This is a genomic window from Roseivivax jejudonensis, from assembly GCF_900172265.1.
Taxonomy (GTDB): domain Bacteria; phylum Pseudomonadota; class Alphaproteobacteria; order Rhodobacterales; family Rhodobacteraceae; genus Roseivivax; species Roseivivax jejudonensis.
The window spans coordinates 497,542-522,399 of the sequence record NZ_FWFK01000004.1 but is presented as its reverse complement, the minus strand read 5'-3'; the positions used below and the strand labels follow the sequence as shown (position 1 = coordinate 522,399).

The following is a 24,858-nucleotide window of genomic DNA, read 5'->3' as shown; positions in this document are numbered from 1 at the left end:
CGGAGACCCGCATGGGCCTGATCCTCGCGCAGCTTCTCACCGGGCTCGCCAATGCCGGCGCGCTCTTCATGGTCGCGTCCGGCCTGTCGCTGATCTTCGGCGTGACCCGGATCGTGAACTTCGCGCACGGCTCGTTCTACATGCTCGGCGCCTATGTCGGCTATTCGCTGATGCAGGTGCTGCCGGGCGCCGTCGGGTTCTGGGGCGCGATCCTGCTTGCGGGTCTCGTCGTCGGCGCGATCGGCGCGCTGGTCGAGATGATCGTGCTGCGCCCGGTCTACGCCGCGCCCGAACTGTTCCAGCTCGTCGCCACCTTCGGCGTCGTGCTGGTGGTGCAGGATCTCGCGCTGATGATCTGGGGGCCGACCGACCTTCTCGGTCCGCGCGCGCCGGGGCTCGGCTCGGTCGTGCGCATCATGGGCGAGCCGGTGCCGCAATACGATCTCGCGCTCATCGCCATCACGCCCGGCGTCGCGCTCCTGCTGTGGCTGCTGATCGCCAGGACGCGGCTCGGCATCCTCGTCCGCGCCGCCACCCAGGACAGGGAGATGGTGGGCGCGCTCGGCGTCAACCAGCGCTGGCTCTTCACCGGGATCTTCGGCCTCGGCTGCGCGCTCGCCGGGCTCGGCGGCGCGCTCCAGCTGCCCAAGGGCGGGGCCGACCTGCTGATGGATTTCACCATCCTCGCGCAGGTCTTCGTCGTCGTGGTCATCGGCGGCATGGGCTCGCTGCCGGGCGCGCTCATCGCCAGCGTGCTGATCTCCGTGCTGAACGTGTTCGGCGTGACCTACCTGCCGCAATCGACGCTGGTGCTCACCTACGTGGTGATGGTCGCGGTCCTTCTCTGGCGGCCCTTCGGCCTCCTCGGGCGCGAGGAGGTCGCCGGCGAGATCGGGCAGGTCGGCCGCCCCGAGGCGCCGATCGCCCCCGCCGGGGGTCTGCGCGTGGCCCTGACCGTCGCCGCGCTCGCGGCACTCGCGGCGCTGCCGCTCTACGCCGGGCCGTTCGCGCGCGTGCTGGCCACCGACATCCTCATCTTCTGCCTCTTCGCCGCCTCGCTGCATTTCCTGCTGGGGCAGGGCGGGCTCGTGTCGTTCGGGCACGCCGCCTTCTTCGGCGGCGGCGCCTACGTCGCCGCGCTCCTCGTGCGCTACGCCGACACGCCGATGGCCTTGTCGATCCTGATGGCGCCGCTCGGTGCGGGGCTGCTCGCGCTCGGGATCGGCGCGGTGTCCCTGCGCGCCAGCGGCGTCTACTTCGCGATGCTCACGCTCGCCTTCGGCCAGCTTCTGTGGTCGCTCGTCTACCAGTGGGGCGCGGTGACCGGCGGCGACGACGGCATCGTCGGCGTCTGGCCCGCCGCCTGGGCCACGCCCGATGTCTTCTACTGGCTCACCTTCGCGGTGTCGGTGGGCGGCATCCTCGTGCTCCGTCATGCCGCGCACGCGCCGTTCGGCTACAGCCTGCGCGCGGCGCGCGACGCGCCCCGCCGCGCGGCGGCCACCGGGCTCGACACGCGCCGCCTGCAGCTTGCCGCCTTCACCTTCGCCGGCGCGATGGCAGGGCTCGCGGGCGGGCTCTTCGTCTACTCGAAAGGCTCGATCTTTCCCGACGAGCTCGAGATCGCGCGCAGCTTCGAGGCGCTGATCGTCGTCTTCCTCGGCGGGGTAAAGACGCTCTCGGGCGGCTGGGTCGGCGGCGCGGTGTTCACCGGGCTCGAGGATCTGCTGACCCGCTTCGACTACTGGCGCCTCGCACTCGGCCTGACGATCCTCGCCGTCGTCCTGGTGTTCCCCGACGGACTCGTGGGCGGCCTGCGCCGCCTCTCCGCGCGCCGGCGCCCGGGCGGAGAGCCCGACGAATGACCGCGCTGCTCGACATCCGCGGCCTGTCGCGCCATTTCGGCGCGCTGCGCGCCGTCGACGACGTCAGCTTCGCCGTCGCCCGCGGAGAGATCGTCGCCCTGATCGGTCCCAACGGCGCGGGCAAGTCCACCTGCTTCTCCATGTTGATGGGCGAACTGCGCCCCACCGGGGGGCAGATCCTGCTCGACGGGCAGGACATCACCCGCTGGCCCACGCGCCGGATCTGGCGCGCGGGCGTTGGCCGGACCTTCCAGATCACCGCCACCTATCCCTCCATGCGCGTGGTCGAGAACGTGCAGGTCGCGCTGATGTCGCATCACCGGCGCAGCTTCGCGCTCGTGCCCCGGGCGCGCGGGCTCTACCGCGACCGGGCGATGGAGCTCTTGGCGACCGTGGGCATGGCCGAACAGGCCGCACGCCCCGCCGCCGTCCTCGCCTACGGCGATCTCAAGCGGCTCGATCTCGCGATGGCGCTGGCGCACGACCCCCGGCTCTTGCTGATGGACGAGCCGACCGCCGGCATGGCACCGGCCGAGCGCGCGGCGCTCATGACCCTCGTCAGCGATATCGCCCGCGACCGGGGCACCGCCATCCTCTTCACCGAACACGACATGGACGCGGTTTTCGCCCATGCCGAGCGGATCCTCGTCCTCGATCGCGGCCGCCTGATCGCGGAGGGGCCACCGGCCGCGATCCAGGCCGACCGATCCGTTCAGGAGGTGTATCTCGGCAGCGCCCTCGAGGACGCCGCACCCGCCGCGGCGCAGCGGGAGGAGACGCCATGAGCCTCTTGGACGTCCGCGACATCGATTCATCCTATGGGCGAGCGCAGGTGCTCCACGGCGTGTCCATGACCGCCGAGGCGGGTCAGATCGTGGCAATTCTGGGGCGCAACGGGGCAGGCAAGAGTTCGACGCTCAAGGCGATCATGCAACTTCTGCCGCCACATCGCGGCCGCGTTACCTTCCGCGATACGGATGTGACCGGCTGGCCGCCCTACCGCGTGGCCCGTACCGGGATCGGCTACGTGCCCGAGGACCGGCGTGTTTTCACGCAGTTGACGGTGCGCGAAAACCTCGAGGTGGGGCGCCGCCCGGCCGGCCCGAACGGTCCCGGCTGGACCGAGGACGCGCTCTTCGATCTCTTTCCGAACCTTGCCGAACGCCGCGACGCGCCGGGCCGGTCGCTCTCCGGCGGTGAGCAGCAGATGCTGTCCGTGGCGCGAACTCTCATGGGAAATCCGGCACTTGTCCTGCTCGACGAGCCGTCCGAGGGCCTCGCGCCGGTGATCGTGTCGCAGATGGCCCGCGCCATCGCGCGGCTCCGCGACGAGGGCCTGACGGTCGTTCTGTCCGAACAGAATCTCGCTTTCGCCCGCGCGGTATCGGATCGTGCGCTCGTCCTCGATCACGGCACCGTCCGCTTCGACGGCAGCTTTGACGCGCTCGAGGCCGACCCCAACATCCGCGACACGTACTTGTCGGTGTCGGCCACGTCCACGCCCTGAAGACACGCGACGCGCGACTTAAAGTGAGCGCTTTTTCGCCAATATGGGGAACGCGCCGCATTTTAGCCAGAAATGCAACCGACAGTTGGTGTCATTCAGGGTTTTGTCCCGCACGCGGTGCGTTCGAGACAGGCCCTGTGCAGCGACAGAAACTGGGGGTTAGTTCATGTTCGTTGACCGCAACCTGAAGAAGGACGCCGCGCTGGTCGCGTCCGTCCCGAAGACCACGATCCGCCGCAACGCCGTACGCACCGCCATCAAGCGGCTGCAGGCGCTGCCGACGCCGTCGCGCTGGCCGCTGGCCGAGTGGCGACTGCGCAAGCGTGAGTTTGATGAGTTCCGGGCCATCAGCCGTCGCATTCTCGTCGGCGAAACGCCGAGCGATGGTGACGTGCTGCGGTTGCAGATGTACGCGGCGATGATCTTCGAGACGATCGATCACGCCGAACGCGACGAAGGCTTCGCCATCGCGGCGGAGTGACGACACCCTGACCGCCGCCGCGGCGTGCCTCTCACTCAGGCGGCGCCGTGGCGGAACACGCGGTCGGGCCAGAGCTCGCCGGCCTTGAACCGGCCCACTGCCACCGCACGGCCCGCGTGGCTCGCCCAGCACGCTGCGCCGTAGTCGAGATCCTGCGCGATCACCATGCCCGGATTGCCGTTGCGCAGCCGCGCCGCGCCTTCCTCGGTCGCGCGCGCCTCGGGCAGATCCGCCAGCCCCGTCTCCACCGGCAGAAGCCGGGCGTCGAGCTCCGGGCGCTTGGCCAGCGCGTCGATCTCCTCGATCCCGATCCCGTCCGCGGCGTCGAACGGCCCCGACCACACGCGGCGCAGGCGCGCCACGTGCCCCAGGCACCCCAGCGCCGCGCCGAGGTCCCGCGCGATGCTGCGGACGTATCCGCCCTTGCCGCAGACCATCTCCAGCTCGACGTGGTCGGCGTCCGGCCGGTCCACCAGCGTCAGTTCCTCGACCCACAGCGGACGGGCCGCGATCTCCATCGTCTCGCCGTCGCGCGCCCGCTTGTAGGCGCGCTCGCCGTCGATCTTCACGGCCGAGAATTGCGGCGGCACCTGCATGATCTCGCCCACGAAGCCGTGCAGCGCCTCCTTGATCTGCGCGTCGTCCGGCCGCGCCTCCGACGTGGCGACGATCTCGCCCTCCGCGTCGTCGGTGTTCGTCGCCGCGCCCAGCCGCACGGTGAACCGGTAGGATTTCAGCGCATCGGTGATGAACGGCACGGTCTTCGTCGCCTCGCCGAGGGCCACCGCGAGAACGCCGGTCGCATCCGGATCCAGGGTGCCGGCATGTCCCGCCTTCTTGGCCGACAGCGCCCAGCGGACCTTGTTGACCACGGCGGTCGAGGTCATGCCCGCCGGCTTGTCCACCACCAGCCAGCCCGAGATGTCGCGTCCCTTGCGTGCGCGGCCCATGTGCCGATGCCCCCTTGCGCTGCGTGTCGGAAGGCCGGCGAGGTAGCGAAGCCTGCGGCGTCTGTCAATTCGCCGGCGTGGCCGGTGTCGGCGCCGCGGGCAGCCGGAACAGCCCCACCCGCGCGCACAGCAGGCACGCCGCGGCGGCCGCCGCCACGTTCGCCGCCGCCGCGGCCCCGAGGATGCCGGGATAGTCGAACAGCCGCACGCCCAGCCACGCCAGCGGCACGTAGACCAGCGCGATCCGCCCGAGGCTCAGCGCCAGCGAGTGAAACGGCTTTTCCCGCGCGTTCATCGCCGCGTTCGCGGTTACGAGGATCCCGTAGCCGAAAAAGCTGACGGACACCCAGCGCAGGTAATCGGTCGCGAACGGCACGGCGTCGAGCCCGTCGGTCATCACCCGCGCGATCGGCTCCGCCGTCAGCCACAGCACCACGGCCAGCACCGCGCCGTAGCCGAGGCACAGAAGAAAGGTCAGGCGCACCGTCTCCTGCGCGCGCTCGCGCAGCCCCGCGCCCCAGGCCTGGCCGACGACCGGCCCGATCCCGGCCGACAGCGCCAGCATCGGCACGAAGAGCAGCGACTGCACCCGCGTCGCGGCCCCGAACCCGCCGACCGCGGCCTCGCCCACCGTGGCCACCGCCGCCGTCACCAGCGCCATGCCCGCCGGGTTGATCGCGTTCGAGAACGCCGCAGGCAGACCCACCCGCACGATCCGCCGCACCGAGGCGGGGAAATCGCGGAACGCCTGCGCCGACACGTCGATCCGCGCGGTCCAGAGCCCGAAGCCCAGCACCGCGACGAAGGCCAGCGCCCGCGCGGTCGCCGTCGCGATCCCCGCGCCCTCGATGCCCATCGCCGGGATCGGGCCCAAGCCGAAGATCAGCAGCGGATCGAGCGCGATGTTGATCAGCGACTGCCCGACCATCGCGATCGCGGCGAACTCCGAATGCCCGCCCGCGCGAAAGACAGAGTTGAGCGCCTGCGCCGCCACGAGAAACGGAAAGCCCGCGCACCACCACGGCATGTAGGCCAGCACCGCGTCCCGCACCGGGCCCTCGGCGCCCAGCGCGCCGAAGAGCGGCCCGGCCAGAAGCGCCAGCACGGCCGCCACGCTGATCGCGAGCGCGCCGGCAAGCACCACGGCATGAAGCGCGAGCTCCGCGCTTTCGCGGTCGTCCGCGGTCTCGCCCAGCCGCTGGCTGACGACCGCGCTGACCCCGGCGCCAAGCCCGATGGACAGCGACGTGATCGCGACGATCACCGGGTAGATGAATCCGATGGCGGTCAGCTCGGTCTCGCCCGCGCGGGCGAGGAAATAGCTGTCGGCGATCCCGACCGACAGCACGCCGATGATGCCGATCGCCATCGGCGCCGACACGCGCCAGAGCGCACGCCACACCGGTCCGTCCGTCAGATCACGGGTCTGCGCCATGTCGGGAGGTCTCCGCAGGTCCGGCGGCCGCTCAGTCGAGCGTGCGCGCTTCCTCTTTCAGCATCACCGGAATGCCCTCGCGGATCGGAAAGGCGAGGTTCGCGCGGCGGCTGATCAGTTCGTGCCGCTCCGCGTCGTATTCGAGCGTCGTGTGCGACACCGGGCACACCAGCGCCTCGAGCATCCGCCGGTCGAACAGGGCCGGATCACTCATTGCAACGTCCCCTCGCCGGAGCCTCCGCCGCGCATGGCGTATTCGATCAGCGTGATCAGCGTCTCGCGCCGCGTCGACAGCGACGGCGCCTCCAGCAGCGCCTGCTTGTCCTCGGGCTCGAAATCCAGAAGCATCGACAAGGAGTTGATCAGCAACTCGTCGTCGGCCTCCTTCAGGGTGTCCCAGTCGGCCGACAGGCTCCGCGCCGAGAAGTAGCGGTCCAGAAGGCGCAGGAACCCGTCGCGTCCGAAGGCCGGATCGCATTCGGGCTCTCCGCGGTCGGCCTCGAACCCGGTCCAGTCGACGGCGCACCGGCGATAGGGCGTGAAGCCCTCGACCTCCTTGACCACGCGAAAGCGCGAGATCCCGGTCAGGGTGATCATGTAGCGGCCGTCCTCCGTCTCGGAGAACTGTGTCACCCGGCCGGCGCACCCGATGCGGTGCAGCGCGCTCTTGTCGCCATCCGGCGTCGGCTGCGGCTGGACCATCCCGATCAGCCGGGACTCCGTCTTCAGGCAGTCATCGAGCATCGCGAGGTAGCGCGGTTCGAACAGGTGCAGAGGCAGCCGCGCGCGCGGCAGCATCAGCGCGCCGGGAAGCGGAAAGATCGCAATGACCTCGGGAAGATCGGGCAAATTGCTCATGTCGATCGAGCTAGCCCGCCCCCCCCCTCAGGCAAATATCATCGAGGTGAGTTTTCGCCGTCCGTTCAACACGATGGGATCGTTCGGTTTAAGCGCGTCGAAGATGGTGAAGAGCTGGGTCTTCGCGGCCTCGTCGTTCCAATCTCGGTCGCGCCGGAACAGCTCCAGAAGGTGGTTCACCGCCGCCTCGGTCTCGCCGGCGGCCTGCAGCGCCAGCGCGAGATCGTAGCGCGCCTGGTGGTCGTCGGGGTTGGCTTCCACCTTGGCCTCGAGCTCGGCCACCGGGCCGGCGTTCTCGGCCTGCCGGGCCAGCGCGATCTGCGCGTGCGCGGCCTCCAGCTCGGGCGCGGTGGCGATCTCGGCGGGTGCGCCGTTCAGCACCGCCTCCGCCTGGTCGACCGATCCCATCGCCACCAGCGTCTTGACCAGACCGCCATAGGCGCGCGCGTTCTTCTCGTCTTCGCCGAGGATCGCCTGGTAGACCTGCAGCGCGTCGTTGTGCTGCCCGGTCTCGATCATCTCCTCGGCCGCGTCGAGCGCGTCGTCGAGCCCGTTGCCCCCGGCCTCCCCGCCGGATTGCTGCACCAGCCGGTCGATGAACGCCTTGATCTCCGATTGCGGCACCGCGCCCTGGAAGCCGTCGACCGGCTGACCCTGGTAGAACGCGTAGACCGTCGGGATCGACTGGATGCGCAGCTGCGCGGCGACCTGCTGCGCCTCGTCGACGTTGACCTTCGCCATCTTCACCGCGCCGTTCGCGGCCTTCACCGCGTCTTCGAGCATCGGCCCGAGCGTCTTGCACGGCCCGCACCACGGCGCCCAGAAATCGACGATGACCGGCACCTCCTTCGAGGCCTCGACGACCTCGGCCATGAAGTCGCGCTCGGCGACATCCTTGATGAGGTCCTGGCCGCCCTGCGGCTGGTTCTGTGCTCCGCCGAGTTCGATCATCGTCCTGCGTCCTTCTGCGGATGGTTGCGGCACGTCGTCGCTTGTCGCGCTAGATGGCGCAGCCGGCCGCGCGTTGCAAGGGGAGGGAGCGGCGCGGACCCGCGCCGGAACCGCCGGTTTCGTACGAAACCGGCCGCGAAGCGTCCAATCGGTGTCCGGACCGCCCCCGCGGATCGTACGTTTCTGACAGAGATCAGATGTCGAACGTGGCGAAGACGGGCGCGTGGTCGGACGGCTTCTCCCAGCCGCGGACATGCCGCAGGATCCGGCTCTCGCCCGCCGCGCCGGCGATGTCCGGCGACGCCCAGACGTGATCGAGCCGCCGGCCCTTGTCCGCCGCGTCCCAGTCGGGCGAGCGGTAGGACCACCACGAATACAGCTGCCCGTCCGGAATGTCCTTGCGCGTCACGTCGACCCAGCCGCCGGCATCCCGCGCGGCCTCGAGCGCCTCGGTCTCGACCGGCGTGTGGCTGACGACTTTCAGAAGCTGCTTGTGCGACCACACGTCGTCCTCGCGCGGGGCGATGTTGAGATCGCCCACGAGGATCGAGCGCTCGGGGCGGTTCTCGGCGAAATGCGCTTTCATGTCAGCGACATAGTCCAGCTTCTGCGCGAACTTGACGTTGGTTTCCCGGTCCGGCACGTCGCCGCCGGCGGGGACGTAGAAGTTGTGGATCACCGTGCCGTTCTCGAGCCGCGCGGCCACGTGCCGGGCCTGCTTGAGCTTGGCGAAATCCAGCTCGCCGGCATCCTCGAGCGGCAGCTTCGACAGGATCGCGACGCCGTTGTAGCCCTTCTCGCCCCGCGCCACCGCGTGGGTGTAGCCGGCATTCTCGAAGATCTCCCACGGGATCTTGGCGACCGGGCTCTTGCATTCCTGCAGGCACACGATGTCCGGTCCCTCCTGCCGCATCAGCTCGGTCACGAGGTTCGCGCGCAGCCGCACGGAATTGATGTTCCAGGTCGCGAGGGTGAAGCGCATGGGGTCCTCCGGCTTGGGTGCTCGCCGCCCCTATGCCGCTCCCGCGCCCGGGCCTGCAACCCGGAACCGGCGCGTCGCGCGGCCCCGTGCTCAGATGATCTCGTCCTCGTCGAAGAGCGCCGGCGCCTCGAGCAGGTCGGCGACGAAGCCCTGCGCCGCCGCCTCGGCCGCCGCGGGGCGCTCGGGCGTGGCGATATGGAACAGCGCGTCGCCCTCGTTGACGACCGGCAGGTTCGTGCGGCCGATCACGATGCCCGCCGATTGTGCCGCCACCTCCGCCTCGATGTCGCCGAACGGGTCCGACACGATCCCGAGCACGGCGCCCTCCTCGACGAAGTCGCCGCGGGCCTTGAGTGTCCGCAGGAGCCCGCCCGACGGCGCGCGCAGCCACGACGAGCCCTCGCAGAAGACCGGTGTCGTTCGCGACCGCGGCACGCCGCGCCTCCCGATCATGCCGAGCTCGGCCATCACTCGCAGGATCCCGGCGACGCCCGCGCGTGCCGCCATCTCGTCGAAGCGCAGGCCTTCGCCGGCCTCGTAGAGCAGCACGTCCACGCCTGCCGCTTCGGCGGCTTCGCGCAGCGACCCCTCGCGGACTTTCGAGTTGAGCGTGACAGGTGCCGCGAACGCGGCGCCCAGTTTCCGCAAGTGCGGATTGCCCGGGGTCAGCCGGATCTGCGGCAGGTTGGTGCGGCCGACGGCGGCGGAGTGCAGGTCGACCCCGACGTCGCAGCGCGACACGACCTCGGTCAGGAACAGCGCCGCGAGGCGCCCCGCGAGCGACCCCTGGCTCGAGCCCGGAAAGCAACGATTGAGGTCGCGGCGGTCGGGCAGGTACCGCGACTGGTTCAGGAAGCCGAAGGCGTTGACGATCGGGACGGCGATCAGCGTTCCCGACATCCGCGCCACCGGCCCTGTCCGCAGCAGCCGACGCACGATCTCGACCCCGATGACCTCGTCACCGTGAACCGCGGCGGACACGAACATGGTCGGTCCGGGCCGGCGGCCATGCACCACGTGCGCCGAGAGCGTAACCGGCGTGTGGTCGGACAGCACGGACACGGGCAGATCGACGGTCCGGCGTGTGCCCGGCGCGATCTCGACGCCGCCGAAGACAAAGGGTGAAGTCATCGCCGCTCCTTTCGAGCGGCGATCAGAGCCCGGCGCGCCCCGTCATTCAAGGGCAGGGCACGAAAAACGGCGCGGAGGCAGCCCCCGCGCCGTCGAATCGATCCGGCAAACGGGCGTCAGCCGGGCAGCTTGGTCATCCGCAGGTAGGGCAGGACCGTCTGGTACTGGCCGAAGCGGGTCGTCGCGTCCTCGGCCGACACGCTGGCCGGGATCACCACGTCGTCGCCGACGTTCCAGTTGGCGGGCGTCGCGACGCCGTGCTGGGCGGCCGTCTGCAGGCCATCCAGCGCGCGCAGCACCTCCGCGAAGTTGCGGCCCACGTTCATCGGGTAGGTCATCGTCAGCTTCAGCTTCTTGTCCGGCCCGATGATGTAGACCGCGCGGACGGTCGCCGTGTCGTCCGGCGTGCGGCCGTCGGGCAGGTAGGCCTCGGCCGGCAGCATGTCGAACGCCTTGGACACCTCGAGGCCGGCATCCGCGATGATCGGGAACCCGGCCTTCGCGCCCTGGCTCACCACCTCGATGTCCGACTTCCACTTCTTGTGGTCCTCGGCGCTGTCGACGGACACGCCGATGGGCTTGGTATTGCGCTTGGCCCATTCGTCGGCCAGCTGCGCCACCGCGCCGAATTCGGTCGTGCAGACCGGCGTGAAGTCCTTGGGGTGCGAGAACAGGATCGCCCAGCTGTCACCGATATACTCGTGCAGCGAGAAGCTGCCCTGATCGGTTTCGACGGTCAGGTCGGGAATGACATCGTTGATGCGCAGGGACATGGCACGTCCTCCGTGTGCGTTGCGGTTGGCCCAGATCTAATTGCCTGCGCGGCGGAATGCACCCCTTCGCGCGCGCAGATCAGGTATCGGGGCCGCGCGGCGCCGCCGCCCGCGCCAACCGGTCGTTGATCGCGAGACCGAGCCCACGCCGCGGCACCGGTGACACCGCGATCGCCGGTGCACCGCTCTCGTCGAGCGCGTGCAGGTGGGCAAAGAGGTTGGCCGCGGCCTCGCGCAGATCGCCCGAGGCCGACAGGTTCAGATCGCATGCGACGCGCCCGAACCCGAGCCGGGCCTCGTCTTTCCGCCACTCCGTCGCATCGAGCCGAACGCGCGCCACCGGGGCGTAGTGCGACGCGGTCTGGCCGGGCGCCGAGATCGCCGCGTTCGCGGCCCGCTCCGCGACCGGCTGCCCGAGAGCGGCGGAGATCTCGCCGGCCGAGATGCCGCCGGGGCGCAGCAGGGTCGGCGGCCCGGACAGCCCGAGAATCGTGGACTCGAGCCCGACCTCCGACGGCCCGCCGGCCACGACCGCCGCGATCCGTCCCTCGAGATCCCGCATCACGTGCGCCGCCCGCGTCGGGCTGATCCGGCCGGATCGGTTCGCCGACGGCGCGGCAACCGGCCCGCCGAAGGCCGCCAGCAATGTGCGCGCCACCGGGTGCGCCGGCATCCGCACCGCCAGCGTGTCGAGGCCCGCCGTGGCGAGCTTCGAGATGCCCGCATCGCGGCGGAGCGGAAGCACAAGCGTCAGCGGCCCCGGCCAGAATGCGCCGGCGAGCGCCTCGGCCGCGTCGGACCATTCGACCAGCGCCGCGGCGGCAGCCCGGTCGGCCACATGCACGATCAGCGGGTTGAAGGCGGGGCGTGCCTTCGCCTCGAAGATGCCCGCAACTGCCCGGTCGTCCCGCGCATCGGCGCCTAGGCCGTAGACCGTTTCGGTCGGAAACGCGACGAGCCGCCCGGCGCGCAAGTGGGCGGCCGCACGGTCGATGTCCTCGGGCGATGTGGAGAGCTCTTCGGTCTGGCTCATGGGCTGCGCTCCGGCGCGGTTTCGTGCTAGGTCACCGGCAACGCGGTTTGCCCGACACAGGAGAGCCTTGGCATGACCGATCCGGCCACCGATTGGAAGCTCCCGCTGACCGGACGCTGTCGCTGCGGCGCGGTCGCGGTCACGGTATCGAAGCCGCCGCTGGTCACGATGGCCTGCCATTGCCGGGGCTGCCAGGCGATGACCGGTGGTGCGTTCTCGCTTTCGGTCGCGGTGCCCGACGACGGATTCGACCACCAGGGCGCGGATCCCGTGCGCGGCGGCACGCGTGGCGAGGGGATCGCGCATTTCTTCTGCCCGGACTGCATGAGCTGGATGTTCACGCGCATCGAGATGCTGCCGGGGATGGTGAACCTGCGGGCCACCATGCTCGACGATCCGGCCTGGGCCGCGCCGTTCGTCGAGACCCAGACCGACGAAAAGCTGCCGTTCGCTCACGTGGATGCGGTCGCCAGCTTCGCCCGCTTTCCGGAGATGGCGGAGATGCAGGACCTGGTCGAGCGGTTCGCGCGCGAGGGCCCGCGTCCCTGAGCGCCCGCGGCCTTGTGCCGCCGGGTCGCAGGAGGCTGTGACGCCGCGTTTTCGTTGATGCCTTTGCGCGTGCCTGCCATTTTTTGAATGTCGGGCGACGCGGCGCCGTGCGTGCCTCGTGCCTCGACCCTGCCTCAGAGCCAAAGGAGGAGACGATGCCCTATCGCGCCCCTGTCAACGAGTTCCGTTTCATCTTCGACCACGTCGTCGATCTGGCTTCTGTCGCGGCCGAGGAGCGTTTCGCCGAGGCGACGCCCGAAACCGTGGAGGCGGTGCTGGTCGAGGCCGGCCGCGTCTGCGAAGAGGTCGTCGCGCCGACGCTGCGCAACGGCGACACATCGCCGGCGCGTCTCGAGAACGGGGTCGTGCGCACCTCGCCGGGCTTCGACACCGCCTACGGCGCGATCGCCGAAGGCGGCTGGGTGGCGGTGTCCGCCGACCCCGAGCACGGCGGCATGGGCCTGCCGGTCGCGATGACGACCGCGGTGAACGACATGCTGTCGTCGGCGAACCTCGCGCTGCAGCTCTGCCCGTTGCTGACCCAAGGACAGATCGAGGCGCTGGAGCATCACGCCTCCGACGAGATGCGGGCGCTTTACCTGCCCAAGCTGATCTCGGGCGAGTGGACCGGGACGATGAACCTGACCGAGCCGCAGGCCGGCTCGGACGTGGGCGCGCTGCGTTCGAAAGCCGAAGCGGACGAAGACGGAACCTACCGGATCTCGGGACAGAAGATCTACATCTCGTGGGGTGACCACGACCTCGCCGAGAACGTGTGCCACCTCGTGCTCGCGCGGCTGCCCGACGCGGCGCCCGGCACGAAGGGCATAAGCCTGTTCATGGTGCCGAAATACGTGCCGACCGAAGATGGCGGCGTCGGCCCCGCGAACGGCGTCCGCACCGTGAGCCTCGAGCACAAGATGGGCCTGCACGGCTCGCCCACGGCGGTGCTCGAGTTCGACGAGGCCAAGGGATGGCTCGTCGGGCCGGAGCATGGCGGCATGAAGGCCATGTTCACCATGATGAACAATGCGCGTCTCGGCGTCGGCGTGCAGGGCGTAGGCGTCGCAGAGGGTGCCTACCAGCATGCGCTGGCCTACGCGATGGACCGCAAGCAGGGCAAATCGCTGGTCGAGAACGGCACCGGGTCCATCGTCGATCATGCCGACGTGCGCCGGATGCTGGCCACGATGAAAGCCGAGACGTTCGCGGCGCGGGCCATCACGCTTGCCTGTGCGGTGGCGATCGACCGGAGCACCGCCTCCGGCACGGCCGAGTGGCAGGCGCGCGCAGCGCTCCTGACCCCGATCGCCAAGGCGTTCGGCACCGACACCGGCATCGCCGTCGCCGATCTTGGGATCCAGGTGCACGGCGGCATGGGCTTCGTCGAAGAGACCGGCGCGGCGCAGTATCTGCGCGACGTGCGGGTCACCGCGATCTACGAGGGCACCAACGGCATCCAGGCGATGGACCTCGTCGCGCGCAAGATGGCCGACGGGGGCGAGGCCGCCTTCGCGCTGCTCGACGAGATCGAGGCATTTGCAGAAACGGCGCGCGAGTCGATGCCGGATCTTGCAGCGCCGGTCTGGGACGCGGCCGAAACGCTGCGCGAAACGGTCGAGTGGCTGGTGGCACAGGGCGATCTGAATGCCCGCTTTGCGGGCTCGGCGCCATTCCTGCGCGGATTCGCCAGGGTGCTCGGCGGGTATTACCACCTGCGCGCTGCCATGGCCGAACCGGGTGGCGCACGCGAGCGCCTGGCCCGGTTCTACATCGCCCGGATCCTGCCCGAGCACGAGGGGCTGCTGGCCCACGCGCGTGCCGGGGCCGAGGATCTCTACGCGCTGACGCCCGACGACCTCGCCGCGTGACCGGCTTGCGGTCCGCCCCCGGCCGTTGCACGACGGGGGCGACCACGATCGGAGGCGGTGAGCGATGATGGACGGCGCGGGCGACGGCATCCGGTATCCGTGGAGCGAGCCGCCAGAGGAGGGCGCGGCGGCCGAGATCGCCGACGGCGTGCTCTGGATGCGGCTGCCGCTGCCGATGAAGCTCGACCACGTGAACGTCTACGCGCTCGATGATGGTGACGGCTGGACGCTGATCGACACCGGATTCCACTCGAAACGAGGCACAGCGATCTGGGAAAGGCTGCTGGCCGGCCCGTTGGCCGGCCGGCCGGTGACGCGGGTCGTCGTCACGCACCACCATCCGGATCACGTTGGCAATGCCGGCTGGTTCCAGGAGCGCGGCGCGGAGCTCGTGACCACGCGGACGGCCTGGCTCTTTGCGCGGATGCTGACCCTCGACGAACAGGACCGCCCGCCCGAAGAGACGCTGACCTTCTGGCTCCGCTGCGGGATGGACGCGGACATACTGGCGGAGCGTGCGAACGAGCGGCCCTTCAACTTCGCCGACATCGTGCATCCGATGCCGCTTGGATTCACCCGGATCCGGCAAGGCGACACGATGCGGATCGGTGGCCGCGACTGGGATGTCCATATCGGCAACGGTCACGCCCCCGAGCACGCGACGTTCTGGAGCCGCGATGACGACCTCGTGTTGGCGGGCGACCAGATGCTGCCCTCCATCAGTTCAAATATCGGCGTCTACGCGACCGAGCCGGAGGCCGATCCGGTGGCCGACTGGCTGGAGGCGTGCGAGCGACTCGGCGCGCTGGCCGAGGCCCGCCACCTCGTCCTCGGCGGGCACAAGCTGCCCTTCACCGGGCTGCCAATGCGGATGCGGCAGCTGGTCGACAATCACCATGGCGCGCTGGCCCGGCTGGAGGCGCACCTGGCAGAGCCCAAGACAGCCGGCGAGTGCTTCGCGCCGCTGTTCAAGCGGCGCATCGGGGGCGGCGAATACGGTCTCGCGCTGGTCGAGGCGGTGGCGCACTGCCTGCACCTTTGGCATACCGGGCGCGCGGTCCGGACGCTCGACGATGACGGCGCGTGGCGTTTCCGCGCAACGTGAACGACGTGCGGCAATCGGCGCCCGTCTGACGCGTGACAGCGCCCGGCAAATCCGCTAATCCGCCGCGGACAGTTTCGGGAAGGACTTCGGAGATGGCTGAGCACAAGCACGGCGAAATGGATATCGAGACCCAGAAAAAGACGTTCGACGGCTTCGTGACGTTCACCGTGCGCTCGGTGGTCGTGATCTTGGCGATCGTCATCTTCCTCGCGCTCTTCGCCTCCTGATCGCGGCCGGGTCATGCGTTGCTTCGCGCGCGGCGCCGCCGCGCTGACCTTCATCGCGGCGTCCGCGCTGGCCGGCTGCGCGCCGCCGGGCGGTGCCCCTGACGCGCCGCCCGAGGCGGTCGCGCGTGCGGCCTACGTGCATGACGGACCGCCCGCGGTCACGCTCTTTACGATGGTATCCAACCGCTCCGGCAGTGGGGCGCACAGTTCCATCATGATCAACGCGTCGCAGCGCGTCGTGTTCGATCCGGCAGGGTCGGTGTCGCATCCGCAGATGATCGAGCGGGGCGACGTGATCTACGGCATGACCCCGGACCTGGCGGAGCTCTACGAGGCCGCGCACGCGCGCGAGACTTACCACGTCATCGTGCAGCGTCGCGAAATCCCGTCTGAGGTGGCCGAGGCGATGCTGCGCAGGGCGATAGACCGCGGCACCGTGGGGCAAGGCTTCTGCACCAATGCCGTGGCCAGCGTGATGGCGGGGCTGCCGGGGTTCGAGACGATCCGGCCAACCTTCTTTCCAAGCCGCCTGTCCAAGCAGTTCGGCGCTCTGCCGGGCGTCAGCACCCGCACCCGCTACGAGACCGACAGCGACGACAAGAGCGTGGCCGTCGACGCGTATTTCGAGGACGGATCCAGCGGCGGCAGCTGAGCCGCCGCAATGCCTCAGTTGAAGAAGAAGATCCCGGCGATCAGCACCGCCGCGCCCGATCCCATCGCGGCGAGCACGTTGCGCGTGCCGTAAGCGACCGCGAGCGTGGTGATCGCCGTCGCCAGACGGACCGGATCGGTCTCCCCGTCGGTTGCACGTGGCCAAATGACCAGCGGCGCCACCAGCGCCGGCAGGATCGCCGCCGCGGTATAGCGCAGATGGCGCAGGAGCCACGGCGGCAACGGGCGGTCCCCAACGAAACCGAGGAAGACGAAGCGCAGCGCGAAGCTGCCGATGCCGAGGAGGACGATGACCGTCCAGAGCGTTGCCGTCTCGATCATGCCCCGGCCTCCCCGCGCCGCGCGGCGCGCCGCTCCGTCACCAGTTCGACCTGCGCGCCGACGACCATGCCTGCGATCCCGCCGGCGATGAGGCCGAGGTTGTAGGGCAGCCAGGCCATCGCGAGAGATACGGCCGCACCGGTGAACGCTGCCGACATGTGCGCGGGCGTCCGGAGCATCGGCCCGATCATCGCCAGGAACGCCACCGGCACGGCGAAGTCGAGGCCGAGATTCGTCGGGATCGCCGCGCCCGCCCAAGCGCCGACGAAGGTGAAGATGTACCACGGAATGCAGATCGGGGTCAGCGTTCCGAGGAAATAGGCGAACTTGTCGGCGGCGCTCTGGCTCGGCCGCGCCTCGAACTCGAGCGTGCCGAGCGCGTAGGTCTGGTCGACGAGGAAATACGCCACCAGCGACCGCTTCCACACCGGCAGATGGCCGAGATGCGGCGTCATCGCCGCCGAATACATCGCCATGCGGAGATTCACCGCGAGCGCCGAGGCGAGTACGACGATCACCGGTGCATGCTCGGTCATGAGCGCGAGCGCCGTGAACTGGGCGGCCCCTGCGATGACGGCGACCGAGAACGCCAGCGCCTCGAAGATTGACAGCCCGGCCTCGGTCGCGACCACACCGAACAGGAGCGCGAACGGGGCGACAACGAAGATGAAGGGGAGGCCGTCGACCACGCCTCGCCCGTAAGGTGACTTTACCCGGCGCGTCGCCATGGCTACCCCTCGCATGCTGCGCTATCCTCCGTAGTCCGCGCGCAATGGAGATGCAATTGACCGGCCGGCCAGAACCCGCCCCCTACCTCATCGCCCCCGATCCAGCGCTGCCGCGCCTGACGCGGGCCGTCACCGGCACCGATCAGAGCGGGGCCACGGTCGAGACCCGCGTGGTCGAGGAGCGTCCGCTGACGATCTTCCTCAACGGGCAGGAGATCGTGACGGCGATGACCATCGGCGATTACCCGGGATATCTGGCCGTCGGCTTCCTGCGCAATCAGGGCATGCTGCGCGACGGCGAGGAGATCACCGGCCTGTCCTACGACGAAGAGCTGGAGACGGTCGTGGTCCGGACCGCCTCGGCCACCACCTACGAGGAGAAGGTCAAGAAGAAGACCCGCACCTCCGGCTGCGCCGTCGGCACCGTGTTCGGCGACATGATGGAGGGGCTGGAGGGCGTCACGCTGCCGGCGGCAGAGCTTCGGACCTCGTGGCTCTACGCGCTGGCGTCTCGGATCAACACGACCCCGTCGCTCTACCTCGAGGCCGGGGCGATTCACGGCACGGTCCTGTGCAAGGCCGACCAGCCGCTCGTCTACATGGAGGATGTCGGACGCCACAACGCCGTCGACAAGATTGCCGGCTGGATGGCACTTGAGGGAGTGCCGGCAGAGGACAAGATCCTCTACACGACCGGACGGCTCACCTCCGAGATGGTCATCAAGTGCGCGCTCATGGGCATCCCCGCGCTGGCCTCGCGCTCGGGGTTCACGGCCTGGGGCGTCGAGATCGCGCGAGAGGTCGGGCTGACCCTGATCGGCCGGCTGCGCGGGCAACGCTTCGTCTGCCTGGCGGGCGAAGAGCGCCTCGTGCGCGACGCCGATCCCGCCGCGGTGCCCGAGGAAGACCGCAAGAGCCGTCGCAAGGGGGCGAAGGCGTGAGCGCGTTCATTGCCGTCGCTGTCCGGTTCGGATGCGAACCGGCCACGCAGGTCGGGGCTCGCGCATGACCGCGCCGCTCCGCCTCGATCCCACGTACGCGGCGGCGGTCGCCGAGGCGCGGCGCTTCATCGCCGAGAACCAGCGCGGCGAATGGCATACCGTCGCCTGCGTGGTGCTCACCGCATCCGGCGCGCGTTTTGTCGGCATGAACCTCGACAGCACCTTGCCGCGCGCCAGCGTCTGCGCCGAACCGGTGGCGATCGGCATGGCGCTGGCCGCCAACCCCGATGACCGGGTCACCTTCGTCGCCGCGGTGAACCGGCGCGGGCAGGTGATCCCGCCGTGCGGACCGTGCCGGGAACTGATGCTGGATTATGCGCCCTCGGCCGAGGTCGCGGTGCCGAGCGACGAGGACTTCGCCGTCCGCCCGATGGCGGCACTGATGCCCTCGGCCTACAAGCACGATCGGAGAAAGCCATGAAGCGCCCGCCGGGTGTCATCCTCGCCGGCGGTCGCGCGACGCGCATGGGGGGCGGTGACAAGGGGCTGCTGCCGCTCGGCGGCGACACCATCCTCGCGCAAGTGATCGAACGCCTCGGTCCGCAGGTGTCGGGGCTGGCGCTGAACGCGAACGGCGACCCGTCGCGCTTCGTGACGTACGCGTTGCCGGTCCTGCCCGACAGCGTTTCGGACTGGCCGGGACCGCTGGCCGGGGTCCTCGCCGCGCTCGATTGGGCGGCGGCGCGTGGCGACGCGACCGTCATCACGGTCGCGGCCGACACGCCGTTCTTCCCGCGCGATCTCGTGGCCCGGCTGACCGCCGCGGCGGCGGGAATGGAGCATCCGTTGGCGCTGGCCGCGACGCCGGACCCCGAGCGCGGTGAGGTGCGCCATCCGACGTTCGGCCTCTGGCCGGTTGCCCTGCGCGACGACCTGCGCGCCGCGCTGGCGTCTGGCACGCGCAAGGTGGTGGTCTGGACCGACGCCAAAAACGGTCGGACCGCGCTGTTCGACGGGCCGGGCGAGCCCTTCTTCAACGTCAACACGCCCGAGGACCTGTTGCGCGCGGAGGCGATGCTGTGAGGCTCTACGGCGTGACCGGCTGGAAGAATTCGGGCAAGACCGGACTGATGGAGCGTCTCGTCGCCGAGATTACCGCGCGCGGCCATTCTGTGAGCACCGTCAAGCACGCGCATCACAGCTTCGACGTCGATCAGAAGGGGCGCGACAGCTACCGGCACCGCGACGCCGGCGCGCGGCAGGTTCTGCTCGCGTCGCGCAACCGCACCGCGCTCATGACCGAGCTGCGGGGCGCTCCGGAACCGACGCTCGACGATCTCCTGGCGCAGCTCGCACCGGTCGATCTGGTGCTGGTCGAGGGCTACAAGCGCGACCGTCACCCGAAGATCGAGGCGCACCGCGCGGAAACCGGCCAGCCACTCATCGCGCCCGAGGATGCCACGATTCGCGCTGTCGCCAGCGACAGCGCCGCGACGCTGTCGCTCGATCGCCCGCTCTTTGACCTCGATGACACCGCGGCGCTGGCGGACTTCGTGCTGCGCGAGGTCGGGCTGTGAGCGGGTTCGACACCGTGATCGTGGTCGACTGGTCCGCCCGGTCGGCGCCGTCGCCGGCGCGGCCCACGGCGGACGCGATCTGGATCGGCACCGTCCGCGACGGCGCCGCAGCCGACACGACGTATCTGCGCACCCGCGCCGCGGCGGAGGCTTGGCTGGCCGAAACGGTCGCGGCCGAGCGAGCGGCGGGGCGGCGGGTTCTGGCGGGCTTCGATTTTCCGTTCGGCTATCCGGCCGGTTTCGCCGCGGCGGTCACCGGTCGCCCGGATCCGCTGGCGCTGTGGGCTGCCCTGGCAGCCGAGGTGACGGACGGACCGGACAACGCCAACAATCGCTGGGACGTGGCGCGGCGGCTCAACCGGCGCTTTCCGGGCGTTGGGCCGTTCTGGGGCTGCCCTCCCGGCGAAGCGTCGGCGGACCTGCCCGCGCGCGGCACGGAACGACGGGATCACGGCCTCCCCGAACGGCGCCGCACCGAAGCGGATCTGCCGCGCGCGCAGCCCTGCTGGAAGCTCTACACGACAGGGTCGGTCGGCTCGCAGGCGCTGCTCGGCCTGCCGGTGCTTCACCGGTTGCGCGAGCGGTTCGGCGCGGATCTCTCCGTCGCGCCGTTCGAGGCCGGCGACACCGGCATCGTGCTCGCCGAGGTTTTTCCGTCGCTCATCGCCGATGCCGTCGCCGCCCGGCAGGACCCGGACGAGGTCCGCGACAGCGTGCAGGTGCGGGTTCTGGCCGAAGCGCTGGCGCGACTGCCGCCCGACCGTCTGGCCGCGATGCTGGCCGAGGGCGACCCCGAAGAGGGCTGGATCCTCGGGCGCGGGCACGAGGATGCGCTGCGAGCCGCGGCCGCCGCGATCCCCAATCTTGCGCCACCGCCCCTGCGCGACGATTGCTTCGCGCTGCCCGCGGGCGTCGACTGGACGCCGGTCGACGAGGCGCTCGGCCTGCTGCGGGACCGGCTGGCCGTCGTCGTGCCGGTCGAAGAGGTCGCGCTGGCGGGTGCCGCGGGCCGCATCCTCGGGCGCGATGTCGTGGCGATGCGACCGAACCCGCCCGAACCCAATACCGCGGTCGACGGATATGGCTTTGCGGCCGCGGCGGGACAGGGCGCCGAGAACCGACTGCCGCTGGTCACGGGCCGCGCCGCGGCGGGACGCCCGCATGGCGGGGCCGTGCCGGAAGGCCACGGGATCCGGGTGCTGACCGGCGCGGCGCTGCCCCCGGGGGTCGACACCGTCGTGCTGGATGAGGACACGCGCGCCGATGCCGGGGTCATTGCCTTTCGCGGGCCGGTGCGTCCCGGGGCGAATACCCGCCGCGCCGGCGAGGACGTGGGCGAGGGCGACGTGGCGCTGCGCGCCGGACGGCGGCTCACGCCACCGGATCTCGCGCTCGCGGCGGCGGTCGGGCATGGCACGTTGGCGGTCCGGCGCACGCTCCGTGTGGCGATCCTGTCTACTGGCGACGAGATCGTCGAGCCCGGCGCGCGCATCGCGGCGGGGCAGATTCACGACGCCAACCGCCCGATGCTCGCGGCGATACTCGAGCGGTGGGGTTTCGACGTGCTCGACCTCGGGCGCTGCCCGGACGATCGTGCGATGCTTCGCGCGCGGTTCGACCGGGCCGGCGCGGAGGCCGATGCGCTGCTGACCTCGGGCGGCGCGTCGGCCGGGGACGAAGATCATGTCTCGGCGCTGTTGCAGGAGGCCGGGGCGATGGCCTCGTGGCGGATCGCGCTGAAACCGGGGCGCCCGCTCGCCCTTGGCCTGTGGAACGGCGTGCCCGTGTTCGGCTTGCCCGGGAACCCGGTCGCGGCGCTGGTCTGCACTCTCGTCTTTGCGCGTCCGGCGCTCGGCCTGCTCGCGGGCGAGGCGTGGCATGCGCCGCAGGGCTTCGAGGTGCCCGCCGGATTCGAGAAGCGCAAGAAACCGGGGCGCCGCGAATACCTGCGTGCGCGCATGCGCGATGGCCACGCCGAGGTGTTCCACTCCGAAGGATCCGGTCGCATCTCGGGATTGTCCTGGGCCGAGGGCCTCGTGGAGCTGCCAGACGGCGCGCTCGATGTGCGGTCGGGCGACCCGGTCCGGTTCATTCCCTGGGGCAGCTTCGGGCTCTAGCGCCGGATCAGATCCACTTGGCCAGCGGCGGCAGCGACATCAGCACCGCGTTCGCGTCGTGGCCGGTCTCGAGCCCGAACTTCGTGCCGCGGTCGTAGACGAGGTTGTATTCCGCGTAGAGTCCTCGGTGCACGAGCTGCGCCTCGCGGTCCTCCTCCGTCCAGTCGGTCAGGCGCCGCTTCTCGACGATTGGCAGGTAGGCCGGCAGGAAAGCTTCGCCGATATCGCGGGTCAGCGCGAAATCCGCGTTCCAGTCGCCGGTGTTGTGGTCATCCATGAAGATGCCGCCGACGCCGCGCGCCCGTCCGCGATGCGGAATGAAGAAATACTCGTCGGCCCAGTCTTTCAGGCGCGGATAGTGCTCTGCCCCGTGAGGGTCGAGATGCGCCTTCTGCGTGGCGTGGAAGTGGGCCGTGTCCTCGTCGTATTCGAGGCAGGGGTTGAGGTCCGATCCGCCCCCGAACCACCATGCATGCGGCGTCCAGAACATGCGCGTGTTCATGTGCACCGCTGGCACGTGGGGGTTCTGCATGTGCGCGACGAGACTGATGCCCGACGCCCAGAACCGCGGATCCTCGGCCATGCCCGGAATGCCCTTGCGCGCGGCCATGGCCGCCTGCGCGCGCGCGCCTAGCGTGCCGTAGACCTCGGAGACGTTGACGCCGACCTTCTCGAACACGCGGCCGCCGCGCATCACGCTCATCAGGCCACCACCGGCATCGGATCCGTCGTCGGCCCGGCGCGACGTTTCGGTCACCTCGAACCGGCCGGGCGCGGCTGCCGCGCCGGGGCCGGTCGCGTGGCTGTCCTCGACCGCTTCGAACGCCACCACGATCCGGTCGCGCAGCGTCCGGAACCATTCGGCCGCGCGTGCCTTCTGCTCGGTCATCTCTTCGGTCATCGGCATCTCTCCTGTCCCGCGCCCTTCCTAGGCCGGGGGCGCGAACGCCCGCAAGCGGGCGATCAGTGGGCCGGCGCGGCGACCGGATCGAGAAGCGTGCGGCCGCCATCGATCGTCATGATCTGCCCGGTGATGAACCGGGCCGAATCCGAACTGAGAAATTGCGCCGCCTCTACCAGTTCGTCCGGAGAGGCGATGCGACCGAGCGGCGTGTGCTCCTCGATGTCGCCGCGATACTCGCGGTGTTCCTTGAGCGTGTCCTTGAGGCTCGAGGACATTACCGACCCGAAGGCGAGCGCGTTTACCCGAATGCGATGCGGCGCCAGCGCGACGGCGAGCGAGCGCGTCATCTGGTCGAGCGCCGCGCACGACACCGAATAGCCCAGGAGCGACGGGTGCGTGCGGCGGGCCGCAATCGACGACAGGTTCACGATCGCGCCGGCCTGCGAGATCTCCTGTCCCTCGGCCTGCTTGATCATTCGTTTTGCCACGACCTGGCTCAGACGCAGCGAGGTCATCAGGTTCTGGTCGAGCAGCGCGCCCACAGAATCGTCGTCGATGTCGAGCGGTTCGGACGGCATCATCTGCCGGCTGGCGTTGACGAGGATGTCGACCCTGTCGAAGGCATCGAGCGTCGCCGACAGCAGGTTCGCCTGCGTGAGACGTTCGCGCAGGTCGCCGGCAAAGGTGCGCACGCGCGCCTCGTCATCTTCGGGGCGGCCCACTTCCTTGATCAGCCGGTCCTCGTCCATGTCCGCGAACATCACGTTCGCGCCCTTGCTGGCGAAATGCCGGCCGATGGAGAGGCCCACGCCGTTGGCGGCGCCGGTCACGATGGCAGTCTTGCCGTCGATGGAGAAACTCATGGGGTGTCCTGTCAGGCGCGCGCGCGCGTCGAATGCGACGACCGGGGCCGCGCGGCATGGAGAATCTTGAAACGCCGATCGCCGCCGGCCTCTGCCACATCGCGAAAGGCGTCTTCAAGCGCGGTCTCGTAAGGCAGGTGGCGATTGGCGACCAGCCACAGCGCGCCCTGCGGCGTGAGCATTCGGGCGGCCGCCGCGATGAAGGCCCGCCCGAGCGCCGGGTCCGGGGCGCGTCCGATATGGAAGGGCGGGTTGCTCACGACCGTGTCGATCGGTTCGGGCGCGGCCCAGCCGCGCGCGTCGGCCCAGTGAAACGCGGCGCGCGGGTCGTCGACATTCGCCTCAGCGCAATCGAGCGCGTCGCGATCGGCCTCGAGGAGGTGGACGCGTTCGACTCCGGCACGGCCGAGGATCTCGGTCGCGAGATAGCCCCATCCCGCGCCCAGATCGGCGACGACCGGGCCGAGCCGGCCCGGCAACATCTCCGCCAACGCGGCAGAGGCCGGATCCACACCGTCGGCGGAGAAGGTGCCCGGCGCGGTCAGGAAGCCCTCGGCGTTCGCCGTGGGGATCCGGCGCCAATCGGCAAAGGCGTCGCCGGCGGTGAACCAGAAAAGCTTGCCATGCGCCTTGGCGACCTGGCCCTCGATCGCGACGCGCTTTCGCGCGGCCTTGATGAGGGCGTCGATCCCGTCGGTCTTGGCGCCCTCGACGATCACGGGGCCCTGTGTCGCCTCCTCGGCTGCGGCGATCCACGCCTCGCCGCGGTCCCGGGCGCGGGGCAGCACGACGAGCGACGCCGCATAGCCCGTCGCGGGGACAGTCGCGCACTCGAATCCGCGGGCGGCCAGCGCGGCGTGATCGGGAGCGAACGGCTGGATCAGGTGCCAACGCTCGCGCGGGAGGGCAGACAGGTCAATATCGCCCGGCGGTCCGAACACCGCGACGCGTCCCTCGTCCGGGAGCGCGAGCGCCCCGGTTTCGATCGCGTGGGACAGGCGGGAGGCCGTCATCGGA

Annotated in this window: 28 protein-coding genes; 14 read left to right on the top strand and 14 right to left on the bottom strand. The window is 70.2% G+C overall.

The features are described from left to right. Positions 1-11 precede the first annotated feature (11 nt). The 4 genes from ROJ8625_RS13390 to ROJ8625_RS13375 all read left to right on the top strand — a co-directional run bounded on the left by ROJ8625_RS13390 (position 12) and on the right by ROJ8625_RS13375 (position 3,853). Positions 12-1,865, top strand: a complete 1,854-nt coding sequence (locus tag ROJ8625_RS13390; RefSeq protein WP_085792380.1) for an ABC transporter permease — start codon at positions 12-14, stop codon at positions 1,863-1,865. Next, positions 1,862-2,650, top strand: a complete 789-nt coding sequence (locus ROJ8625_RS13385) for an ABC transporter ATP-binding protein (RefSeq protein WP_085792379.1) — start codon at positions 1,862-1,864, stop codon at positions 2,648-2,650. Before ROJ8625_RS13390 ends, ROJ8625_RS13385 begins: the two co-directional genes overlap by 4 nt. Further along, positions 2,647-3,372 carry an ABC transporter ATP-binding protein gene (locus ROJ8625_RS13380; protein WP_085792378.1) on the top strand — a complete coding sequence of 242 codons (726 nt, stop codon included), beginning with the start codon at positions 2,647-2,649 and terminating at the stop codon, positions 3,370-3,372. The genes ROJ8625_RS13385 and ROJ8625_RS13380 overlap by 4 nt, the downstream gene beginning before the upstream one ends. Before the next feature lie 166 nt (positions 3,373-3,538). Next, positions 3,539-3,853: a hypothetical protein gene (locus ROJ8625_RS13375; protein ID WP_085792377.1), complete on the top strand. Its 315-nt coding sequence runs from the start codon at positions 3,539-3,541 to the stop codon at positions 3,851-3,853. A gap of 35 nt (positions 3,854-3,888) precedes the next feature. Here the strand turns inward: ROJ8625_RS13375 and truB are convergent, their stop codons facing one another. The 9 genes from truB to ROJ8625_RS13330 form a co-directional block, all read right to left on the bottom strand. Further along, on the bottom strand, positions 3,889-4,803 hold the full coding sequence (truB, locus tag ROJ8625_RS13370) for a tRNA pseudouridine(55) synthase TruB (RefSeq protein WP_085792376.1): 915 nt from the start codon (positions 4,801-4,803) through the stop codon (positions 3,889-3,891). Between the two features lie 64 nt (positions 4,804-4,867). After that, positions 4,868-6,238 carry an MATE family efflux transporter gene (locus ROJ8625_RS13365; RefSeq protein ID WP_085792375.1) on the bottom strand — a complete coding sequence of 457 codons (1,371 nt, stop codon included), beginning with the start codon at positions 6,236-6,238 and terminating at the stop codon, positions 4,868-4,870. Positions 6,239-6,269: 31 nt separating this feature from the next. Beyond that, positions 6,270-6,452, bottom strand: coding sequence for a Trm112 family protein (locus ROJ8625_RS13360; RefSeq protein WP_085792374.1), 183 nt, complete (start codon positions 6,450-6,452; stop codon positions 6,270-6,272). After that, positions 6,449-7,096, bottom strand: coding sequence for an LON peptidase substrate-binding domain-containing protein (locus ROJ8625_RS13355; RefSeq protein ID WP_085792373.1), 648 nt, complete (start codon positions 7,094-7,096; stop codon positions 6,449-6,451). Before ROJ8625_RS13355 ends, ROJ8625_RS13360 begins: the two co-directional genes overlap by 4 nt. A gap of 27 nt (positions 7,097-7,123) precedes the next feature. Next, positions 7,124-8,047, bottom strand: a complete 924-nt coding sequence (trxA, locus tag ROJ8625_RS13350; RefSeq protein ID WP_085792372.1) for a thioredoxin — start codon at positions 8,045-8,047, stop codon at positions 7,124-7,126. Between the two features lie 193 nt (positions 8,048-8,240). Continuing rightward, positions 8,241-9,029 (bottom strand): exodeoxyribonuclease III, encoded by a 789-nt coding sequence (locus tag ROJ8625_RS13345; protein WP_085792371.1) that lies wholly within the window; start codon positions 9,027-9,029, stop codon positions 8,241-8,243. 90 nt (positions 9,030-9,119) lie between these two features. Beyond that, positions 9,120-10,160: a succinylglutamate desuccinylase/aspartoacylase family protein gene (locus ROJ8625_RS13340; RefSeq protein WP_085792370.1), complete on the bottom strand. Its 1,041-nt coding sequence runs from the start codon at positions 10,158-10,160 to the stop codon at positions 9,120-9,122. Between the two features lie 116 nt (positions 10,161-10,276). Then, positions 10,277-10,933, bottom strand: coding sequence for a peroxiredoxin (locus tag ROJ8625_RS13335; RefSeq protein ID WP_085792369.1), 657 nt, complete (start codon positions 10,931-10,933; stop codon positions 10,277-10,279). A 79-nt stretch (positions 10,934-11,012) separates the two neighbouring features. Next, positions 11,013-11,966, bottom strand: a complete 954-nt coding sequence (locus ROJ8625_RS13330; RefSeq protein ID WP_085792368.1) for an L-threonylcarbamoyladenylate synthase — start codon at positions 11,964-11,966, stop codon at positions 11,013-11,015. 72 nt (positions 11,967-12,038) lie between these two features. On the opposite strand from ROJ8625_RS13330, the gene ROJ8625_RS13325 reads away from it, so the two are divergent. From ROJ8625_RS13325 to ROJ8625_RS13305, 5 genes are all read left to right on the top strand, one after another. Next, positions 12,039-12,515, top strand: a complete 477-nt coding sequence (locus ROJ8625_RS13325; protein ID WP_085792367.1) for a GFA family protein — start codon at positions 12,039-12,041, stop codon at positions 12,513-12,515. A gap of 155 nt (positions 12,516-12,670) precedes the next feature. Further along, positions 12,671-14,386 carry an acyl-CoA dehydrogenase gene (locus tag ROJ8625_RS13320; RefSeq protein WP_085792366.1) on the top strand — a complete coding sequence of 572 codons (1,716 nt, stop codon included), beginning with the start codon at positions 12,671-12,673 and terminating at the stop codon, positions 14,384-14,386. 67 nt (positions 14,387-14,453) lie between these two features. Then, positions 14,454-15,491, top strand: a complete 1,038-nt coding sequence (locus ROJ8625_RS13315) for an MBL fold metallo-hydrolase (RefSeq protein WP_143535127.1) — start codon at positions 14,454-14,456, stop codon at positions 15,489-15,491. Positions 15,492-15,583: 92 nt separating this feature from the next. Beyond that, a complete protein-coding gene (locus ROJ8625_RS13310; protein ID WP_085792364.1) occupies positions 15,584-15,718 on the top strand; it encodes an aa3-type cytochrome c oxidase subunit IV in 135 nt (44 codons plus the stop codon). Positions 15,719-15,731: 13 nt separating this feature from the next. Continuing rightward, entirely contained in the window at positions 15,732-16,370 is a 639-nt protein-coding gene (locus ROJ8625_RS13305) for a hypothetical protein (RefSeq protein ID WP_085792363.1), read from the top strand. A gap of 14 nt (positions 16,371-16,384) precedes the next feature. Here the strand turns inward: ROJ8625_RS13305 and ROJ8625_RS13300 are convergent, their stop codons facing one another. Both ROJ8625_RS13300 and ROJ8625_RS13295 read right to left on the bottom strand, forming a co-directional pair. After that, positions 16,385-16,711 carry an AzlD domain-containing protein gene (locus ROJ8625_RS13300; RefSeq protein ID WP_085792362.1) on the bottom strand — a complete coding sequence of 109 codons (327 nt, stop codon included), beginning with the start codon at positions 16,709-16,711 and terminating at the stop codon, positions 16,385-16,387. Then, positions 16,708-17,439 carry an AzlC family ABC transporter permease gene (locus ROJ8625_RS13295; RefSeq protein ID WP_085792361.1) on the bottom strand — a complete coding sequence of 244 codons (732 nt, stop codon included), beginning with the start codon at positions 17,437-17,439 and terminating at the stop codon, positions 16,708-16,710. The genes ROJ8625_RS13300 and ROJ8625_RS13295 overlap by 4 nt, the downstream gene beginning before the upstream one ends. Positions 17,440-17,489: 50 nt before the next feature. Between ROJ8625_RS13295 and ROJ8625_RS13290 the strand changes: the two genes are divergently transcribed. The 5 genes from ROJ8625_RS13290 (at position 17,490) to ROJ8625_RS13270 (ending at position 22,074) form a co-directional block, all read left to right on the top strand. Continuing rightward, entirely contained in the window at positions 17,490-18,380 is an 891-nt protein-coding gene (locus tag ROJ8625_RS13290) for a formate dehydrogenase accessory sulfurtransferase FdhD (protein WP_085792360.1), read from the top strand. A gap of 64 nt (positions 18,381-18,444) precedes the next feature. Continuing rightward, the gene (locus tag ROJ8625_RS13285; protein WP_085792359.1) at positions 18,445-18,861 is read left to right on the top strand and encodes a cytidine/deoxycytidylate deaminase family protein; all 417 of its coding nucleotides are present in this window, start codon (positions 18,445-18,447) and stop codon (positions 18,859-18,861) included. Next, a complete protein-coding gene (gene mobA, locus ROJ8625_RS13280) occupies positions 18,858-19,463 on the top strand; it encodes a molybdenum cofactor guanylyltransferase MobA (RefSeq protein WP_085792358.1) in 606 nt (201 codons plus the stop codon). The genes ROJ8625_RS13285 and mobA overlap by 4 nt, the downstream gene beginning before the upstream one ends. Continuing rightward, on the top strand, positions 19,460-19,957 hold the full coding sequence (gene mobB, locus ROJ8625_RS13275) for a molybdopterin-guanine dinucleotide biosynthesis protein B (RefSeq protein ID WP_085792357.1): 498 nt from the start codon (positions 19,460-19,462) through the stop codon (positions 19,955-19,957). The genes mobA and mobB overlap by 4 nt, the downstream gene beginning before the upstream one ends. Continuing rightward, positions 19,954-22,074, top strand: coding sequence for a molybdopterin-binding protein (locus ROJ8625_RS13270; protein WP_085792356.1), 2,121 nt, complete (start codon positions 19,954-19,956; stop codon positions 22,072-22,074). The genes mobB and ROJ8625_RS13270 overlap by 4 nt, the downstream gene beginning before the upstream one ends. A gap of 7 nt (positions 22,075-22,081) precedes the next feature. On the opposite strand, the gene hemF is transcribed toward ROJ8625_RS13270, so the two are convergent. The 3 genes from hemF to ROJ8625_RS13255 form a co-directional block, all read right to left on the bottom strand. Next, a complete protein-coding gene (hemF, locus tag ROJ8625_RS13265; protein ID WP_085792455.1) occupies positions 22,082-22,975 on the bottom strand; it encodes an oxygen-dependent coproporphyrinogen oxidase in 894 nt (297 codons plus the stop codon). Between the two features lie 62 nt (positions 22,976-23,037). Further along, positions 23,038-23,841 (bottom strand): SDR family NAD(P)-dependent oxidoreductase, encoded by an 804-nt coding sequence (locus ROJ8625_RS13260; protein ID WP_085792355.1) that lies wholly within the window; start codon positions 23,839-23,841, stop codon positions 23,038-23,040. Positions 23,842-23,852: 11 nt separating this feature from the next. Next, positions 23,853-24,854, bottom strand: a complete 1,002-nt coding sequence (locus ROJ8625_RS13255) for a class I SAM-dependent methyltransferase (RefSeq protein ID WP_085792354.1) — start codon at positions 24,852-24,854, stop codon at positions 23,853-23,855. Positions 24,855-24,858: the final 4 nt, after the last annotated feature.

Coding starts and splice junctions, on each gene's coding strand:
- ROJ8625_RS13390 (WP_085792380.1), top strand. CDS start 12: ATGGGCCTGATCCTCGCGCAGCTTCTCACCGGGCTCGCCAATGCCGGC.
- ROJ8625_RS13385 (WP_085792379.1), top strand. CDS start 1,862: ATGACCGCGCTGCTCGACATCCGCGGCCTGTCGCGCCATTTCGGCGCG.
- ROJ8625_RS13380 (WP_085792378.1), top strand. CDS start 2,647: ATGAGCCTCTTGGACGTCCGCGACATCGATTCATCCTATGGGCGAGCG.
- ROJ8625_RS13375 (WP_085792377.1), top strand. CDS start 3,539: ATGTTCGTTGACCGCAACCTGAAGAAGGACGCCGCGCTGGTCGCGTCC.
- truB (WP_085792376.1), bottom strand. CDS start 4,803: ATGGGCCGCGCACGCAAGGGACGCGACATCTCGGGCTGGCTGGTGGTG.
- ROJ8625_RS13365 (WP_085792375.1), bottom strand. CDS start 6,238: ATGGCGCAGACCCGTGATCTGACGGACGGACCGGTGTGGCGTGCGCTC.
- ROJ8625_RS13360 (WP_085792374.1), bottom strand. CDS start 6,452: ATGAGTGATCCGGCCCTGTTCGACCGGCGGATGCTCGAGGCGCTGGTG.
- ROJ8625_RS13355 (WP_085792373.1), bottom strand. CDS start 7,096: ATGAGCAATTTGCCCGATCTTCCCGAGGTCATTGCGATCTTTCCGCTT.
- trxA (WP_085792372.1), bottom strand. CDS start 8,047: ATGATCGAACTCGGCGGAGCACAGAACCAGCCGCAGGGCGGCCAGGAC.
- ROJ8625_RS13345 (WP_085792371.1), bottom strand. CDS start 9,029: ATGCGCTTCACCCTCGCGACCTGGAACATCAATTCCGTGCGGCTGCGC.
- ROJ8625_RS13340 (WP_085792370.1), bottom strand. CDS start 10,160: ATGACTTCACCCTTTGTCTTCGGCGGCGTCGAGATCGCGCCGGGCACA.
- ROJ8625_RS13335 (WP_085792369.1), bottom strand. CDS start 10,933: ATGTCCCTGCGCATCAACGATGTCATTCCCGACCTGACCGTCGAAACC.
- ROJ8625_RS13330 (WP_085792368.1), bottom strand. CDS start 11,966: ATGAGCCAGACCGAAGAGCTCTCCACATCGCCCGAGGACATCGACCGT.
- ROJ8625_RS13325 (WP_085792367.1), top strand. CDS start 12,039: ATGACCGATCCGGCCACCGATTGGAAGCTCCCGCTGACCGGACGCTGT.
- ROJ8625_RS13320 (WP_085792366.1), top strand. CDS start 12,671: ATGCCCTATCGCGCCCCTGTCAACGAGTTCCGTTTCATCTTCGACCAC.
- ROJ8625_RS13315 (WP_143535127.1), top strand. CDS start 14,454: ATGGACGGCGCGGGCGACGGCATCCGGTATCCGTGGAGCGAGCCGCCA.
- ROJ8625_RS13310 (WP_085792364.1), top strand. CDS start 15,584: ATGGCTGAGCACAAGCACGGCGAAATGGATATCGAGACCCAGAAAAAG.
- ROJ8625_RS13305 (WP_085792363.1), top strand. CDS start 15,732: ATGCGTTGCTTCGCGCGCGGCGCCGCCGCGCTGACCTTCATCGCGGCG.
- ROJ8625_RS13300 (WP_085792362.1), bottom strand. CDS start 16,711: ATGATCGAGACGGCAACGCTCTGGACGGTCATCGTCCTCCTCGGCATC.
- ROJ8625_RS13295 (WP_085792361.1), bottom strand. CDS start 17,439: ATGGCGACGCGCCGGGTAAAGTCACCTTACGGGCGAGGCGTGGTCGAC.
- ROJ8625_RS13290 (WP_085792360.1), top strand. CDS start 17,490: ATGCAATTGACCGGCCGGCCAGAACCCGCCCCCTACCTCATCGCCCCC.
- ROJ8625_RS13285 (WP_085792359.1), top strand. CDS start 18,445: ATGACCGCGCCGCTCCGCCTCGATCCCACGTACGCGGCGGCGGTCGCC.
- mobA (WP_085792358.1), top strand. CDS start 18,858: ATGAAGCGCCCGCCGGGTGTCATCCTCGCCGGCGGTCGCGCGACGCGC.
- hemF (WP_085792455.1), bottom strand. CDS start 22,975: ATGACCGAAGAGATGACCGAGCAGAAGGCACGCGCGGCCGAATGGTTC.
- ROJ8625_RS13260 (WP_085792355.1), bottom strand. CDS start 23,841: ATGAGTTTCTCCATCGACGGCAAGACTGCCATCGTGACCGGCGCCGCC.
- ROJ8625_RS13255 (WP_085792354.1), bottom strand. CDS start 24,854: ATGACGGCCTCCCGCCTGTCCCACGCGATCGAAACCGGGGCGCTCGCG.